Raw genomic sequence first — 14,244 nt, 5'->3', positions numbered from 1 at the left:
GTTGGATGGTTAAATTGTTAAACTCACATTCCACGGAAACAGCAATTTAACCATTAAACAATTTAGCCATTAGCCTTTCCTATCCCACACCCGGTATTCACGGGTCTGTTCAAAGATTTCGGCCATGATATTTTGCTCTACTTCGTCGTAAGCCAGGCTGCGTCGCTCCATTACCTTCTCGGCTACCTCGTTGGCCTTGCGAAGCTGGAATGTCTCGAAGCCTGAGGCGCCTCCCCAGGCAAAGGATGGTATAAAATTGCGCGGATAACCAGCCCCGAAGATGTTAGCGCTCACCCCAACCACTGTGCCTGTGTTGAACATCGTGTTGATGCCGCTTTTGCTGTGATCGCCCATGATCAGGCCACAGAACTGCTGCCCCGTGTTCTTGAAGCCGCCTTTGGCATAGCTCCAGATTTTCACCTCCGCGTAATTGTTCTTCAGGTTCGAGGTGTTGGTGTCGGCACCCAGGTTGCACCACTCGCCCAGCACCGAGTTGCCCAGGTAGCCTTCGTGGCCTTTATTGGTATAGCCAAAAATAACCGAAGCCGCGACTTCACCGCCAACCTTCGAGAAAGGTCCGATGGTGACGTCGCCGCGCATTTTGCCGCCCACATTCACGTTGCTGCTTTCGCAAATCGCAAAGGGGCCTTTTATGACCGCGCCCTCGTGTATCTGTGCATTCTTGCCAATGTAGATCGGTCCGTTTTCAGCATTGAGGATGGCCGCCCGTATCTTGGCGCCTTCTTCAATGAAAATGTTCTCCTCGCCATACACCATGGTATACTTGTCGCCGATGGGCTGACTCTCACGTCCATCCGTCAGCACCTTGTAGTCACTGCGGATCTGCTCTCCGTTCTGCACAAAGATCTCCCATACCTCCCGGATGATAGCTTCTGGCTGGCAATCCTGCTTCTCATCGAAGGTATGGTTGGCCAAGTCTTCTATGGTTTTAAACTCCTCGTTGCCTGCATGCAGGGCTACCAATAGACCATCATGCCAGAGGCTCTCACCTGCTTGCAAGGCTTTTACTTGCTGCACCAGCTGCGTATCAGGGCAAACGGCTCCGTTCACGTACAGGCTGCCTGGCTGAAACTGCGCGGCGAACTTCTGCTGCAGGTAGGGCTGCGTCAGAAACGAAACGGTTGCCCCCGCGTAGGTCTGCCATTTTTCGGCAATGGTCATAATGCCTACCCGTATACCGGCTACTGGTCTGGTAAAAGTCAGCGGCAGCAGCGACTGCCGGATAACAGGTTCATCGAAGAGAATGATATTCATAGCTACAAAAATAGAAAAGTCTTCCCGAAATAGTTCAGGAAGACAGGCTTAATTACGTGTAATCTTTTCCTCAATAGACGGTCAGCTGGAAAGTCTTCTCTACTTGATCGGCAGGGAAGGACTGGTTTTTGCCAAAGGATTGTTGCCGGTAATTATACCCGCTCCCAACAGACACCTGCTCCTTCTTGTCCAAGACAGCCGGCACTGTTTTCCTGATCACCATTTTGTTGGATCGCACAGGTACATCCTTTAGGGCCATCGTAAAAGTGCTGTCGAACACCACCGTTTGTATCGCGTCAGCCACATAGTTGTTCATTCGGCTGATTACCAACTGTATCCTTATCTCCTCCTCGCCATACTGACTGTAGGAAAAGTCCTGATTGCCGAACACTTCAAAGACCACGGTTTTGTCTACCGGCTCTGGCTCAGGTATAACGTCTTTAGTTTTGTCGCAGGAAGCAAAGGCGAAAAGCGACAGCAAGGCAAGCAGGTGAGTAGTTGTACGTCTCATAGTTCTGGGGTTTGGCAGGCGTTTATATATAGTTTTTGCTATAACAGAAACCGGGCCAATTGCTTCACCTTGGGTAAAAGTAAAAGAGTCTTCCCGATATGCTCAAGAAGACTCTTTTTTTGAAACGTTTTAACCAGGTATACCTGCTTATTTTTTCTTGTAACGTGTGTTGAAACGCTCCACACGACCAGCAGTATCCACGAAGATGTTTTTGCCAGTGTAGAAAGGGTGAGACGCAGAAGAAACTTCCACTTTGATTACTGGATATTCTTTGCCGTCTTCCATTGTGATTTTCTCGTCAGAATTCATCGTAGAACGTGTGATAAATTTGAAATCACTCGTCATATCCTGGAAAACCACCTCTCTGTATTCTGGGTGAATGCCTTTTTTCATTATTATAAACGTTAATTAACCTTAATTTCTGAATCGGACTGCAAATTTAATAAGTATTTTTGAAATTAAAACGCTACTAACCAAATTATTTTACTCATTTGCCATCGCATGCTGTTCCTATCGATAATTATTTAAATTTGCCTCAGGCACAGCACTGTACCTTATACCTATACCTACATGAAGCATTCACAGCAAAATCTGATACTCGACCAAAGCCAGATACGGCAAAAAATCACCCGCATGGCTTACGAGGTATACGAGCAAAACTTTGAGGAACAGACACTTGCCCTGGCAGGCATACACCGCAACGGCTATACCCTGGCTGGCATGCTGGCGGCCGAACTGGAGAAAATTTCGCCGCTTAAGGTAACGCTGCTGCAGGTATCGCTGGACAAAACGGCCCCGCTACAATCGCCTGTCGCCATTACGCCTGAGAATGCCAACCTGGAAAATACTGTAGTCATTATTGTGGACGACGTGCTCAACACAGGCAAGACGCTGGCCTATACCTTGAACGCCCTGCTGCCGCAAAATCCTAAAAAAGTAGAAATTGCCACACTGGTAAATCGTCACCATACCTTGTTCCCAGTGTCTTCTACTTATACAGGCTACTCCCTGGCCACTACCCTGCGCGAGCGTGTGGATGTAGTGCTGCAGGAAAATGAAGTCGCGGCGTACTTGCATTAAGATCAAAACCTAACATCGCCATGCACCTGAACAAAGAAGAAACACGATTCCTTGGCAAGTGGGCTAAAGCAAAAAGGCGCGGCCAGTGGCATTACATTCTGACACGCGGCTTGCTGTGGGGCATGCTCTTGGCAATCGTGTCGCAGCTGTTAAAGGTATGGGATGTGCTAAAAGCTTGGGATACCGCTGCACTTGCCGATGCCTATACTTCTTCCGACTTTTTTGTCAGGTTTTTTATTTACAGCGCAATCGGTTTGGGTATATTTGCCTACCACTGGAATTCCAATACTAAAAGATATATTAAGCTGAAAAATCTGGAACGGCGTTCGCAAGCCGATGCAGTTGCTCCCAAGCAGTAAAGAGTCCCTCAAAATCCTTACATCCGGCAGCACGTAGTAATTAACTTGGCGCTGGAAACTTGCTACATAATCCGGCACCAAAATCCTGGATATCCTTTATTAATCCCGAAAATCCTGATCCATGAAAGAAATCTGCTTCGCCACCAACAATAAAAACAAAGTAGCCGAAGTGAGCCGCATGCTCGAAGGCAAGTACAAGCTGCTGACTTTGGAAGACATTGGCTGCCACGAAGAACTGGCCGAGGAACAGGACACGCTGGAAGGCAACTCGCGGCAGAAGGCGCAGTATGTGTGGGAGAACTACAAAGTCAATTGCTTTGCCGACGACACCGGGCTGGAAGTGGATGCCCTCTGCGGCGAGCCGGGCGTGTACTCGGCCCGCTATGCCGGACCGCAGCGCAGCGACGCCGACAACATCCGCCGCCTGCTCCAGAACCTGGAAGGCCACGACATCCGACGCGCCCGTTTCAGAACATCCATTACGCTATACCTGGACGGGCAGGAGCACCAGTTTGAGGGCACTGTGAACGGCCATATCACCACCGAATGGAAAGGTGATAAAGGCTTCGGATACGACCCTGTATTTACACCTGAGGGGCATGACCGCACCTTCGCCGAGATGAGCCCGGAGGAGAAGAATGCCATCAGCCACCGTGGGGAGGCGATACGCAGGCTGGTGGAATTTTTGAAGGCGCAGTGACGTTTTGGTGGTAAAATTATTAGGCCTGGCAGTAGCCACTTAAGCCTTAAAAGACTAATTTTGTAGCCTGAAACCATAACTTCCAATGCAAAAGCCATTTATCGTCGGAATCACAGGAGGTAGTGCTTCAGGAAAAACCACTTTTTTGAACAAGCTACTCACGTCGTTCTCACCAGAAAATATTTGCCTGATCTCTCAGGACAACTATTACAAAGACCGCGAGCACCAGTCCCGCGACCTCAACGGGGTAGTCAATTTCGACCTTCCCTCCTGCATCGACGACGAAGCCTACGCTCAGGACATCCTCCGATTGAGCAAGGGCGAAACCGTTCACCGCCAGGAGTATACCTTCAACAACCCGAACGTAGTGCCTAAGCAACTGGAGTTTAAGCCAGCGCCGATTGTGGTGGTAGAGGGTATCTTCGTATTTTACTTCGAGGAAATCGCCAAGCTGCTGGACCTGAAGGTATACATTGACGCCAAGGAGTATATCAAGCTGCAGCGCCGCATCGTGCGCGACAAAGTGGAGCGCGGCTACGACCTCGACGATGTGCTTTACCGCTATACCCACCATGTGGCGCCTACTTACGAAAAGTACATCAAGCCCTATAAAAACGACGCAGACATCATCATCCCGAACAACGAGAATTTTGAGCGCGGACTGGATGTACTGACCACATTCCTTAACTCCAAGATAAAATAATGCGACACAAGTTCGTAGTAATCGGCCTGGGTATATTCGGCAACTCCATCGCACGCACACTCGCAGAGCGTGGTGCTGAGGTGCTCGCCATCGACAACGATGAAGACCACGTGGAAGCCATCAAGGACGAGGTGGCCTACGCCGTTGCCCTCGACGCCACCGACATTCGTGCTCTCGAAGCGCAGAACGTGCAGGACATGGATGCGGCCATCGTGGCTATCGGAGAGGACTTCGAGGCCCTGCTGATTACTACGGCTAACCTGCAGGAGCTTAATATCAAGCGTGTGATCACACGGGCATCCAACAAGCAGCAGCGTCGTATTCTGGAGAAAATGGGGGTGCAGGAAATCCTTTCGCCGGAAGGGGAAGTAGGCAAAACCGTGGCTGAGCGCCTGCTGCAGCCCAACATTCGCACCTTCCTGCCGCTGCCCGACAACTACGAGATTGTGGAGATCAATACCCCGCGTGGCATCGCCAACAAGAGCCTGGCCAAGATATCGCTGCGCGAGAAGTACAACCTCAACATGATCACCATTAAGCGCTTCTTTGAGGAGATACAGGATGGCAAACCGACCCAGGTGGAGCACATCATCGGTGTCCCGAAGGCCGACACCATTATCTATCCATCTGATATTCTGATTCTTATCGGAAAAAAGCAGGACATCAAACGATTTATTGATATAAACCGCTAACAGGTTTTATTTTTCGGAGAAAGACGTTACATTTGCTTTCTATATGCCAACCGCATTTAACATATTGCCACATTTCCGGCATCTTTTGATGACCGTAACCCTGCTTTGGGCGCTGATGCTCAATGGCCAGGAAGTGGTGGCGTATAGTTCCAATGCCTCAGGTATACCTGCGCAGCATGCCTCTCACCTGGCAAATGCCCCACAGGAAAAAACCGTTATCAAGCAGAAGGTATCGCTGGAAGGCACAACTTCTTTTGTGGTGCTCAACCTCGAGCAGGACGCCACGGAGCCCACGCCTATACCTGCCTTTGCCATACCTGCCGACGAAGCACTGCCTGCCTATGCGGCCAGAGCGCCCGGAGCCGGTTTTGTAGCCCGCTTCTTCCCTGTTTCCATTCAACCCAACGCTCCCTAAGCGATTTCCTTTCCCCGCAGGCCCGATTCGGACCTGGCCCGTTGCGCATACCCAAAACTCAGGTATGGCGAAACGGTTTCACGGCATTTCTTGGTTCATGTAAGATAGCACCGCTGTGATTGACAGAGCATTACCATTATTTCAACTATACTTTATTTATCAACCAACCCATGCGGAATAAGAATTTTATTATCGTTATGACCCTGATAGTATCGGCGCTTTGCCTGTACTACCTGTCATTCTCGTTCGTTGCCCGCAGTGTGCAGAAAGATGCTGAGGCCTATGCCACAGACGCACAAGGCAACGTAGACCACGCCAAACAACAGTCTTACCTGGACTCGGTGTGGAAAGAGCCAGTTTACAACTTCCTTGGTGCTGAGTATACCTACCAGGAAGTAAAGGAGAGCGAGCTTGGCCTTGGCCTCGACCTTCGTGGCGGTATGCACGTGGTGCTGGAAGTATCTCCGGTAGAGATCATCAAGTCTATGTCTGGCAACAGCAAAGACCCTAACTTCCTGAAGGCCCTTGCCCGTGCGCAGGAAATGCAGAAAAACAGCCAGGAGAAGTTTACTTCCCTGTTCGCTGAGGCCTTCAGAGAGGTAGAGCCGGACGGACGCCTGAGCCGTATTTTCTCTAACACAGCCAACCGTGGCAAGATCAGCTACGAGTCAAGCAACGCCGAGGTGATCGACGTGATTGACGTAGAGGTGGAAGACGCGATCGAGCGTTCCTTCAACATCCTGCGCACGCGTGTTGACAAGTTCGGTGTAAACCAGCCTAACATTCAGCGTCTTGGCAACAGCGGCCGTATCCAGATCGAATTGCCAGGTATAGACAACCCGGATCGTGTGCGCAAGCTCCTGCAAGGTATGGCCAATCTGGAGTTCTGGGAAGTGTGGAACCCTGAAGAGGTTTCTCCTTATTTCTCTCAGCTTGACAACCACCTGAACACCGAAGAGAAGGCCGGACGCCTTAAACTGGGACGTACTTCTATGCAGGCTCCTCAGTCTGCCGCAACACCAGCCGCTACAAAAGACGCAGCCGCTGACGACGTGCTGGCGCAAGCTGCCGCCACTACTGACTCTGCCGCTATCGCTTCCGCTCAGACGGCTGACACGGCCGCTTCAGTCACTGCCCTTGACTCACTGGATATGGGACAAACCGGCGTACTGGCCCGTCTGTTCACGCAGATGCCAGGTGGTATCGGTGCCAACACCCGCGACACAGCCAAGATCAACGAGATCTTCCACAGAGCTGACGTACGTGCCATCTTCCCTCCAAACATGAAATTCCTGTGGGCAGTGAAGCCGCTTGTAGGCGACAACCGTCAGGAATTTGTAGAGCTATATGCTGTAAAGAAAGGCCGTGACGGCAAAGCACCAATGACGGGTGATGCGGTAAACGATGCGCGTCAGGACTTCGACCAGAACGGTCAACCTGAGATCAACATGACCATGACGCCTGCCGGTAGCAAGCGCTGGGCAAAACTGACAGGCGATAACGTGGGCCGTCAGGTGGCGATCGTACTCGACAACTATGTATACTCTGCTCCAGTGGTGCAGGGCGAGATTACCGGTGGTAACTCTTCTATTTCCGGTAACTTCACTATTGAAGAAGCGAAAGACCTTGCCAATATCCTGAAAGCTGGTAAGATGCCTGCCCCTACCCGTATCGTGGAAGAGGCGATCGTGGGTCCATCACTGGGTCAGGAGGCCATCAACCAGGGTCTGATCTCTACAATCGCTGGTTTGATCATGGTAATTATTTTCATGATCGCATACTATGCCCGTGGCGGTTTCATCGCGGACCTTGCCTTGCTTTTCAACGTGTTCTTTATCCTGGGTGTGCTGGCACAGTTTGGCGCCGCTCTTACATTGCCAGGTATAGCCGGTATCGTGTTGACACTGGGTATGGCCGTGGATGCGAACGTACTTATATTCGAGCGTATGCGAGAAGAGTCGCTCAAAGGACTGAGCATGCGTGAAGTGATCAACAAAGGTTACGACAAGGCTTTCTCGACTATCTTGGATGCGAACGTAACAACCTTCCTGGTAGGCTTTATCCTGTACTTCTTCGGTTCTGGTCCAGTGAAAGGCTTTGCTATTACGCTAATGATCGGTATCGCGACTTCCTTCTTCACCTCTGTGTTCATTTCCAGAATCCTGGTAGAGCGTGCCTTCAAGAAGAGCGGCAAGTTGTCATTTGGCACGGTGCTTTCGGCTAACATGTTCCGCAACATCAAGTTCGACGTAATGAAATTCAGAAAGCCAGCTTACGCTTTCTCACTTGGTGTGCTGGTATTCGGTTTCGTAGCGATGTACATCAACGGTGGCCCTAACCTGGGCGTTGACTTTAAAGGTGGCCGTTCTTATGTGGTGGAGTTTGATCAGGCAATTGCCGCTTCAGATGTTCGCTCTGCGCTGTTGGACGATTTTGAGTCTGCCGGTACAGAGGTGAAGACATTCGGAGCTTCTAACCGTGTGAAAATTACCACCAGCTGGTTGGCAGATGACGAGAGCATTCAGGCCGACGAGAAAGTGAAAGCCGCTTTGATGCAGGGTCTGGAGCAATACAGCAACCAAACCCCGGAAGTGTTGAGCTCCTCTAAAGTAGGTGCTACAATGGCCGACGACATTCAGAAAACAGCCTTGGTAGCCATCTTATTGGCGCTGGTTGGTATCTTCATCTACGTGATGATCCGCTTCAGCAAGTGGCAGTTCTCACTGGGTGGTGTAATTGCCTTGTTGCACGATGCCCTCATGATCATTGCGATCTTCTCGATCTTCGACCTATTCGGCGTTTCTTACGAAATGGACCAGGTGTTTATTGCTGCGGTTCTGACCATCATCGGTTTCTCTATCAACGATACCGTGGTAATCTTTGACCGTGTGCGTGAATACATGAACGACAACCCGAACAAGCCACTGCGTGAACTGGTAAACCCAGCACTCATCAGCACGTTCAGCCGTACGATCATCACGTCACTAACCTTGTTCATCGTGGTGGTGATCCTGTTCATCTTCGGTGGTGAGGTATTGAGAGGCTTCTCGTTCGCCATGATTATCGGTGTACTGGCCGGTACTTACTCTTCCCTGTTCATCGCTACGCCAATCGTGGTCGATACCGTGAAAGAGAAAAAGACGCCGGTTGCTTCTGCTAAAGTGGCCTAAGCACACCTGATTCTATAATCTGAAAACTCCCGCCTCTGCAAAGGGGCGGGAGTTTTTGTTTTATGTCTATGCCATACCTGACTGCTTTGACAAATTGTTGAACTACACCTGCTCAGCAATACCTTGCTGGGCTATAATAACATAAAGGCCTGCTCCCTATGCAGAGAGCAGGCCTTTATACCTTATTGGTTGTTTCTTTAGATGGTCACACCGTCAGCCACTACTTCAGTAACTTCAGGCACCATGCGCTTCAACAGGTTCTCTATACCTGCCTTCAGCGTTACAGTGGCAGATGGGCAGCCGCTGCAAGAGCCTTGCAGGTGTACTGTTACCACACCGTCTTTGTAAGACTTGAAAGAGATGTTTCCGCCATCTTGCTCTACGGCTGGACGCACATAGTTTTCCAGCAGATCAGTCACTTTCTTTGCAATAGCCGCGTCGTCCTCCGACACCTCACCGTTTTCTTCAGTGCTTGCAACTGGCTTGTTTGCCTGGAAACCTTCCACGAAGATTGGGCCACCAGCCTCTACATAGGACTTAAGGAAGGTGCGCAGCTCAGGTATAAGCTTCACCCACTCCATATCGGTGCCTTTTGTAATGGTCACAAAATTGCTCGCAATGAAGACACGGGATACATAGTCGAAGTTGAACAGTTCCTGCGCCAGCGGGGAATCAGCAGCACTCTCCAGGTTCGGATAATCCACGCTCTGGCCGTCAGGCAGCAGGCCTACGTTCATCACAAACTTCATGGACTCGGGGTTCGGGTTGGCTTCGGCGTATACCGAAACCGTTTTTTCTTTATTATCTAACATGGATATCAGCGTTTTAGATTAAAACTTTGGCATGCGCCTTTAAGTTTCCAAAATTACTCAATTATTCTGACAAGTGATAGTGCAGCTTATAAGTAGCGTCGCAACATCCAACTCCATATAGCCCCTGCATTTGTCGGGTAAGTCCGCGGTGCAAACGGCCAATTAGCTGGGCCTATCCTGCAATTTGGCTAGCTATTTAGCCCAGAAAATGTAACTTTGTGCGCAGTTAAATTTTTGTTCCGACTTAAACACAGCACGTTTAGCATGCTATACAACTACATCCTGCTAGCGCAAGCCCAGCACGCCTTACCCATGTTCCTGATCATACCTTTCCTGGTTCTGATAGGTATGATTGCTGCCGGCCCGATTTTCTTCGGTCACTTCTGGGAGCACAATTACAAAACAGTGGCCGTTGTACTTGGCCTGACTGTTCTGGCTTACTACCTGCTTGTGCTAGGCGACACCCATATGCCAGTGCACACATTGGCAGAGTATATTACATTTGCGGTCCTGCTTAGCTCACTCTACATTGCGGCGGGCGGTATTTACCTCAATGTCAATGCCAACGCCACCCCTGCCATGAACGTGGCCTTGGTAGCGGTAGGAGCTATTCTGGCTAACTTTATCGGCACCACCGGAGCTTCCCTGCTGCTGATCCGCCCTTTCATCCGACTCAACATTCACCGCATCAAGCCTTACCAGATTGTATTCTTCATCTTTATCGTGAGTAATGCGGGCGGTTTGCTTACCCCACTCGGAGACCCGCCCCTGTTCATCGGCTTTATCAAGGGTGTACCGTTCTTCTGGACTCTGCAGCACCTTTTCACGCCTTGGGTACTTTCCATTATTTTGCTGTGCCTGATGTTCTTTTTTGTGGACCGCCGCAACAAGGAAACGGAATACACGCCACGCCCTGAGGTTGTGGCTAAGAACAACGAAAAGATCGAGTTCCATTTCATCGGGAAGCGCAACCTGGTTTGGCTGGCCATCATCATTGGCGCAGTTTTCCTGGACCCGAACGTGATCGACGGCTTGCCACACATCTACTATGATGGTTCTAAAATCTCTTTCCTGCGTGAAATCATTCAGCTGACTGCCGCCTTTTTATGTTTCCGTTTTTCAAGCAAGACGGCGCTGGCAGGCAACCAGTTCAACTTCCATCCTATCCTGGAGGTGGTGTTCCTGTTCTTCGGTATCTTCTTCACGATGATGCCGGCGCTGCAGCTTTCAGCTGAGATCGCCTCTTCGCCTCAGTTCTCGCAGTACATCACCCCGAACTTCCTTTACTGGACAACGGGTTCGCTTTCAGGCTTCCTGGACAATGCGCCAACCTACGCCAACTTCCTGTCTTTGGGTATGGCCAAGTTTGACCTGGCCCAGAACAGTGTGGCAGATGTGCGCCTGTATGCTTCGGGAACTGGTGCCGCTGGTATGGAAACGCTTATTCAACTGGAGGCCATTTCGCTGGCTGCCGTACTCTTTGGAGCCTTCACCTACATTGGCAACGGGCCAAACTTTATGGTGAAAGCCATCGCGGAAAGCGCAGGCATCAAAATGCCTTCTTTCTTTGCGTATATCCTGCGTTACTCTATCCCTTTCCTGCTGCCCATTCTGGCGCTGGTATGGTTCCTGGTAGTGCACCTGCGACTGTTCTAAAGCTGAAAGTATAGCTATAAACAAAAGAGCCACTCCTAGTTAAAGGGAGCGGCTCTTTTGTTATTTTAGGATATCTGTAAAGCACTTTACAATCTATTCCCCCTTTGCCTCAACAGGAAATCTGCCAGCACCAGCGCGGCCATGGCATCCACGATCGGTACGGCACGCGGGAGCACGCAGGGGTCGTGGCGGCCTTTACCTTGCAAGGTAATCTCCTCGCCGACGTCGTTGATGGTTTGCTGGGGCTGCAGGATGGTGGCTACAGGTTTAAAAGCTACATTGAAGTAAATATCCTGTCCGTTGCTAATGCCCCCCTGTATACCGCCTGAATGGTTGGTACGAGTGCGCACTTTGCCTTGCTCATCTGTATAGAACTGGTCGTTGTGCTCCGAGCCACGCAGCTTCACCCCTTCAAAACCACTGCCATACTCAAAGCCTTTCACAGCGTTAATGCTTAGCATGGCCTTGCCCAACTCAGCATGCAGTTTATCAAACACAGGCTCTCCCAGACCTGCTGGAACACCCTGTACCACGCAACTCACCACACCACCAATCGTGTCGAGGCTGTCGCGTGCGTCTTCTATCAGGCCAATCATGCGGGCAGCTGTTTTGCCATCGGGACAGCGCACTTTGTTGGCGTCTATCTGCGATAGGTCGAGTTGATTGTAGGGCTTGCGCACCTTGATACTGCCCACCTGCGACACATAAGACTGCACCGTTATACCGTAATGCTGCAACAGTTTGGCTGCCAGCGCACCTGCCGCCACACGGGCCACGGTTTCGCGGGCTGAGCTTCGGCCACCACCCCGGTGATCGCGCAAGCCATACTTGGCGGTATAGGTGTAGTCGGCATGCGACGGACGGAAAGCCTGCGCCACATGCGAGTAGTCGTGGCTTGCCTGGTCTTTGTTGCCTACTACAAGCGCGATGGGCGTGCCGGTGGTTTTGCCCTCGAATATGCCGGAAAGTATGGTTACCTTATCTTCCTCCTTGCGAGGGGTAGTGATATCAGACTGTCCGGGCCGTCGCCTGTCGAGTGCCTTCTGTATCTCTTCGGCGGAGATTTCCAGCCCTGCCGGACAGCCATCCACGATCACGCCCACGGCCGCGCCATGCGATTCGCCGAAAGTGGTTATCCGAAATAGTTTGCCGTATGAATTACTCATTTGATGTGTCTAGTCTTTAAGAAAATGAACCCTGACACGGCTAACAGCACCAGTAAGATAATGTTAGTATACCGCTTTATATCTTCCTCTTTGTAAAGGCTGACCAGGGTGTGGTCCTCGTTTTCGATGATCTTGTAAAATGGCCCCAGGTCCCTTGCCAGCATCATCGTTCTGGAGTCAGCTATACCTGTTACCGTCACAGTCAACGAGGAGCGAAGCGTATCGTAGGTGGCTGTCGCCGGGTTAAAGTAAATCCACTGGAAGTCGTCGCCCAGGTTGTAGGTACCCGGCACCCGTCCCAGCACCGAGTAGTCAAATCGTTTTACACCCTGCACGCGCCCTGCCATGCGGGTGATATCCTGCTGCAGGTCCGGTGAGTAAAAGTCCAGCGTACCCGTATTGGCGGGTGTGGGGGGCATGATGGCAGCCAGGTTCCCTTCTCCTTCCAGCTCAAACAGGTAAGTAAAGCTCTTGTTTACCGGTACCGTTTTATTTGACAACCCCTCACGCAAGGTATACTGCCCGACCGGCACCACGTCACGGAGCGGGTGCGGCGGCAGTTCCTTTACAGGTATAGCACGCTCCCGTGCGAAAAAAACTTTATATCCTTCGAGGCGGTCTTCCTGCAAAGTCGGGTTAACGGCCACTTTGTATTTGATCATGCGCAGGGCAAGTTGCGGGAACCGGAGTGGCTCGGTGGTGAGGGGGTAAAGCACCGCCTCATATAGCCGAAAACGCAGGTATGGTTTGCCCTGCACGGTTACCTGCTCCGGCGTTACCTCATCTATCTCAAACACTTCTTCCCAGGCATTGGGCTGCTTTAACTGGCGCAGGATGCCGGTAATCTGGTTGCCGAAGTCGTGGAAATCCAGCAGCCGCTGGTCTTCTTCTGCCAGATAGAAGTAGAGCACGATGTTCAGGCCCTCGCCCACAAACACGTCTTTCTTATCGGTATAGAGCGTCAGGAATGCATTGTCTTCCTGATCCACATACTCTTGCGGGCGCTCCTCTCCCTGCTCGGGCTGCTGTGGAATCAACAGATTGGATAAGTCAGGCCCCTGCGGGCTTGCGGTGGCCATTGGCCCTACTTTAATTTTTATACCTGCCGACTGCAGATTCTGGCCGTTAACCTTCATGGTAAAAGGCTTCAGCTCATAATCGCCTTCTGCCAGTGCGGCATAGTTCTGGGTGATCGTCAGTACGGTGGTGGTTTTTCCGGCGGCTATCACCGTTTTGGTCGAGGAGAATTTGTTGCTCTTTTTGAAGCCTTCGATCTCCGGGAAGGGCGAGTACTCCTTCAGTTGCTGGTCCTGCAGTCTGATGGAAATGGTGAAGTAGGTATTGATAGGCATCGGACTTTTGCCAAGCTCTATACGCGCTTGCTGCGCCAAGGCCGGAACCAGGGCAAACAGGTATAGGAATATGAAGGCAATAGTCAGGCGCATAAGGGTGCAGTCTCAGGCTTTTAGCAAATTTACAAATTCTTACTTCTCCGCCTCACAATAATATCGCACCCATAAAAGACGCGTTCCGCTGCATTGCATGGGCACAGCAACTCGACCCTATACTTTGAGTCAGCAAAATATGAGCAGGCAAGTGACGTTTCCTACAAAGAGCAACAACGCACAAATTCGGGATTTCATGCTATAAACCAGGCCGTTAACTCAATATTTTACAAATCAATCAACTCTAAGTCAACTTTTTA

At 50.8% G+C, this 14,244-nt stretch carries 14 protein-coding genes; 8 read left to right on the top strand and 6 right to left on the bottom strand.

Annotation, left to right across the window (positions count from 1 at the left end; genetic code table 11):
• Nucleotides 1–69: 69 nt before the first annotated feature.
• From H9Q13_RS14120 to H9Q13_RS14110, 3 genes are all read right to left on the bottom strand, one after another.
• On the bottom strand, nt 70–1,275 hold the full coding sequence (locus H9Q13_RS14120; RefSeq protein WP_191184446.1) for a GlmU family protein: 1,206 nt from the start codon (nt 1,273–1,275) through the stop codon (nt 70–72).
• 70 nt (nt 1,276–1,345) lie between these two features.
• Nucleotides 1,346–1,786, bottom strand: coding sequence for a hypothetical protein (locus tag H9Q13_RS14115; protein ID WP_191184445.1), 441 nt, complete (start codon nt 1,784–1,786; stop codon nt 1,346–1,348).
• A 147-nt stretch (nt 1,787–1,933) separates the two neighbouring features.
• The gene (locus H9Q13_RS14110; RefSeq protein WP_076420761.1) at nt 1,934–2,179 is read right to left on the bottom strand and encodes a type B 50S ribosomal protein L31; all 246 of its coding nucleotides are present in this window, start codon (nt 2,177–2,179) and stop codon (nt 1,934–1,936) included.
• A gap of 177 nt (nt 2,180–2,356) precedes the next feature.
• Between H9Q13_RS14110 and H9Q13_RS14105 the strand changes: the two genes are divergently transcribed.
• The 7 genes from H9Q13_RS14105 to secDF all read left to right on the top strand — a co-directional run bounded on the left by H9Q13_RS14105 (nt 2,357) and on the right by secDF (nt 8,905).
• On the top strand, nt 2,357–2,866 hold the full coding sequence (locus H9Q13_RS14105) for a phosphoribosyltransferase family protein (RefSeq protein WP_191184444.1): 510 nt from the start codon (nt 2,357–2,359) through the stop codon (nt 2,864–2,866).
• Between the two features lie 20 nt (nt 2,867–2,886).
• Nucleotides 2,887–3,225 (top strand): hypothetical protein, encoded by a 339-nt coding sequence (locus H9Q13_RS14100; protein ID WP_191184443.1) that lies wholly within the window; start codon nt 2,887–2,889, stop codon nt 3,223–3,225.
• Between the two features lie 121 nt (nt 3,226–3,346).
• On the top strand, nt 3,347–3,925 hold the full coding sequence (locus H9Q13_RS14095) for a non-canonical purine NTP diphosphatase (protein WP_191184442.1): 579 nt from the start codon (nt 3,347–3,349) through the stop codon (nt 3,923–3,925).
• Between the two features lie 85 nt (nt 3,926–4,010).
• Nucleotides 4,011–4,628 (top strand): uridine kinase, encoded by a 618-nt coding sequence (gene udk / locus H9Q13_RS14090; RefSeq protein ID WP_191184441.1) that lies wholly within the window; start codon nt 4,011–4,013, stop codon nt 4,626–4,628.
• On the top strand, nt 4,628–5,320 hold the full coding sequence (locus H9Q13_RS14085) for a potassium channel family protein (RefSeq protein ID WP_191184440.1): 693 nt from the start codon (nt 4,628–4,630) through the stop codon (nt 5,318–5,320). Before udk ends, H9Q13_RS14085 begins: the two co-directional genes overlap by 1 nt.
• Nucleotides 5,321–5,363: 43 nt before the next feature.
• Nucleotides 5,364–5,735, top strand: a complete 372-nt coding sequence (locus tag H9Q13_RS14080) for an RNA methyltransferase (RefSeq protein WP_224744294.1) — start codon at nt 5,364–5,366, stop codon at nt 5,733–5,735.
• 170 nt (nt 5,736–5,905) lie between these two features.
• The gene (gene secDF / locus H9Q13_RS14075; RefSeq protein ID WP_191184439.1) at nt 5,906–8,905 is read left to right on the top strand and encodes a protein translocase subunit SecDF; all 3,000 of its coding nucleotides are present in this window, start codon (nt 5,906–5,908) and stop codon (nt 8,903–8,905) included.
• A gap of 197 nt (nt 8,906–9,102) precedes the next feature.
• Here secDF and H9Q13_RS14070 read toward each other — a convergent pair whose 3' ends face one another.
• Nucleotides 9,103–9,717 carry a NifU family protein gene (locus H9Q13_RS14070; RefSeq protein WP_191184438.1) on the bottom strand — a complete coding sequence of 205 codons (615 nt, stop codon included), beginning with the start codon at nt 9,715–9,717 and terminating at the stop codon, nt 9,103–9,105.
• 264 nt (nt 9,718–9,981) lie between these two features.
• Between H9Q13_RS14070 and H9Q13_RS14065 the strand changes: the two genes are divergently transcribed.
• Entirely contained in the window at nt 9,982–11,373 is a 1,392-nt protein-coding gene (locus H9Q13_RS14065) for a sodium:proton antiporter (protein ID WP_191184437.1), read from the top strand.
• An 86-nt stretch (nt 11,374–11,459) separates the two neighbouring features.
• Here H9Q13_RS14065 and aroC read toward each other — a convergent pair whose 3' ends face one another.
• Nucleotides 11,460–12,539 (bottom strand): chorismate synthase, encoded by a 1,080-nt coding sequence (gene aroC / locus H9Q13_RS14060; RefSeq protein WP_191184436.1) that lies wholly within the window; start codon nt 12,537–12,539, stop codon nt 11,460–11,462.
• The gene (locus H9Q13_RS14055) at nt 12,536–13,984 is read right to left on the bottom strand and encodes a BatD family protein (RefSeq protein ID WP_191184435.1); all 1,449 of its coding nucleotides are present in this window, start codon (nt 13,982–13,984) and stop codon (nt 12,536–12,538) included. The genes aroC and H9Q13_RS14055 overlap by 4 nt, the downstream gene beginning before the upstream one ends.
• Nucleotides 13,985–14,244 lie beyond the last annotated feature (260 nt).

The sequence above is a fragment of the Pontibacter aquaedesilientis genome (assembly GCF_014773225.1).
GTDB classification, from domain to species: domain Bacteria; phylum Bacteroidota; class Bacteroidia; order Cytophagales; family Hymenobacteraceae; genus Pontibacter; species Pontibacter aquaedesilientis.
This window is presented reverse-complemented; position numbering and strand designations above follow the sequence as displayed.

Excerpts from the sequence above, each read along its gene's own strand:
- H9Q13_RS14085 (WP_191184440.1), top strand. The coding sequence starts at position 4,628 with ATGCGACACAAGTTCGTAGTAATCGGCCTGGGTATATTCGGCAACTCC.
- H9Q13_RS14070 (WP_191184438.1), bottom strand. The coding sequence starts at position 9,717 with ATGTTAGATAATAAAGAAAAAACGGTTTCGGTATACGCCGAAGCCAAC.
- H9Q13_RS14120 (WP_191184446.1), bottom strand. The coding sequence starts at position 1,275 with ATGAATATCATTCTCTTCGATGAACCTGTTATCCGGCAGTCGCTGCTG.
- H9Q13_RS14110 (WP_076420761.1), bottom strand. The coding sequence starts at position 2,179 with ATGAAAAAAGGCATTCACCCAGAATACAGAGAGGTGGTTTTCCAGGAT.
- H9Q13_RS14115 (WP_191184445.1), bottom strand. The coding sequence starts at position 1,786 with ATGAGACGTACAACTACTCACCTGCTTGCCTTGCTGTCGCTTTTCGCC.
- H9Q13_RS14095 (WP_191184442.1), top strand. The coding sequence starts at position 3,347 with ATGAAAGAAATCTGCTTCGCCACCAACAATAAAAACAAAGTAGCCGAA.
- udk (WP_191184441.1), top strand. The coding sequence starts at position 4,011 with ATGCAAAAGCCATTTATCGTCGGAATCACAGGAGGTAGTGCTTCAGGA.
- H9Q13_RS14065 (WP_191184437.1), top strand. The coding sequence starts at position 9,982 with ATGCTATACAACTACATCCTGCTAGCGCAAGCCCAGCACGCCTTACCC.
- H9Q13_RS14055 (WP_191184435.1), bottom strand. The coding sequence starts at position 13,984 with ATGCGCCTGACTATTGCCTTCATATTCCTATACCTGTTTGCCCTGGTT.
- secDF (WP_191184439.1), top strand. The coding sequence starts at position 5,906 with ATGCGGAATAAGAATTTTATTATCGTTATGACCCTGATAGTATCGGCG.
- aroC (WP_191184436.1), bottom strand. The coding sequence starts at position 12,539 with ATGAGTAATTCATACGGCAAACTATTTCGGATAACCACTTTCGGCGAA.
- H9Q13_RS14080 (WP_224744294.1), top strand. The coding sequence starts at position 5,364 with ATGCCAACCGCATTTAACATATTGCCACATTTCCGGCATCTTTTGATG.
- H9Q13_RS14100 (WP_191184443.1), top strand. The coding sequence starts at position 2,887 with ATGCACCTGAACAAAGAAGAAACACGATTCCTTGGCAAGTGGGCTAAA.
- H9Q13_RS14105 (WP_191184444.1), top strand. The coding sequence starts at position 2,357 with ATGAAGCATTCACAGCAAAATCTGATACTCGACCAAAGCCAGATACGG.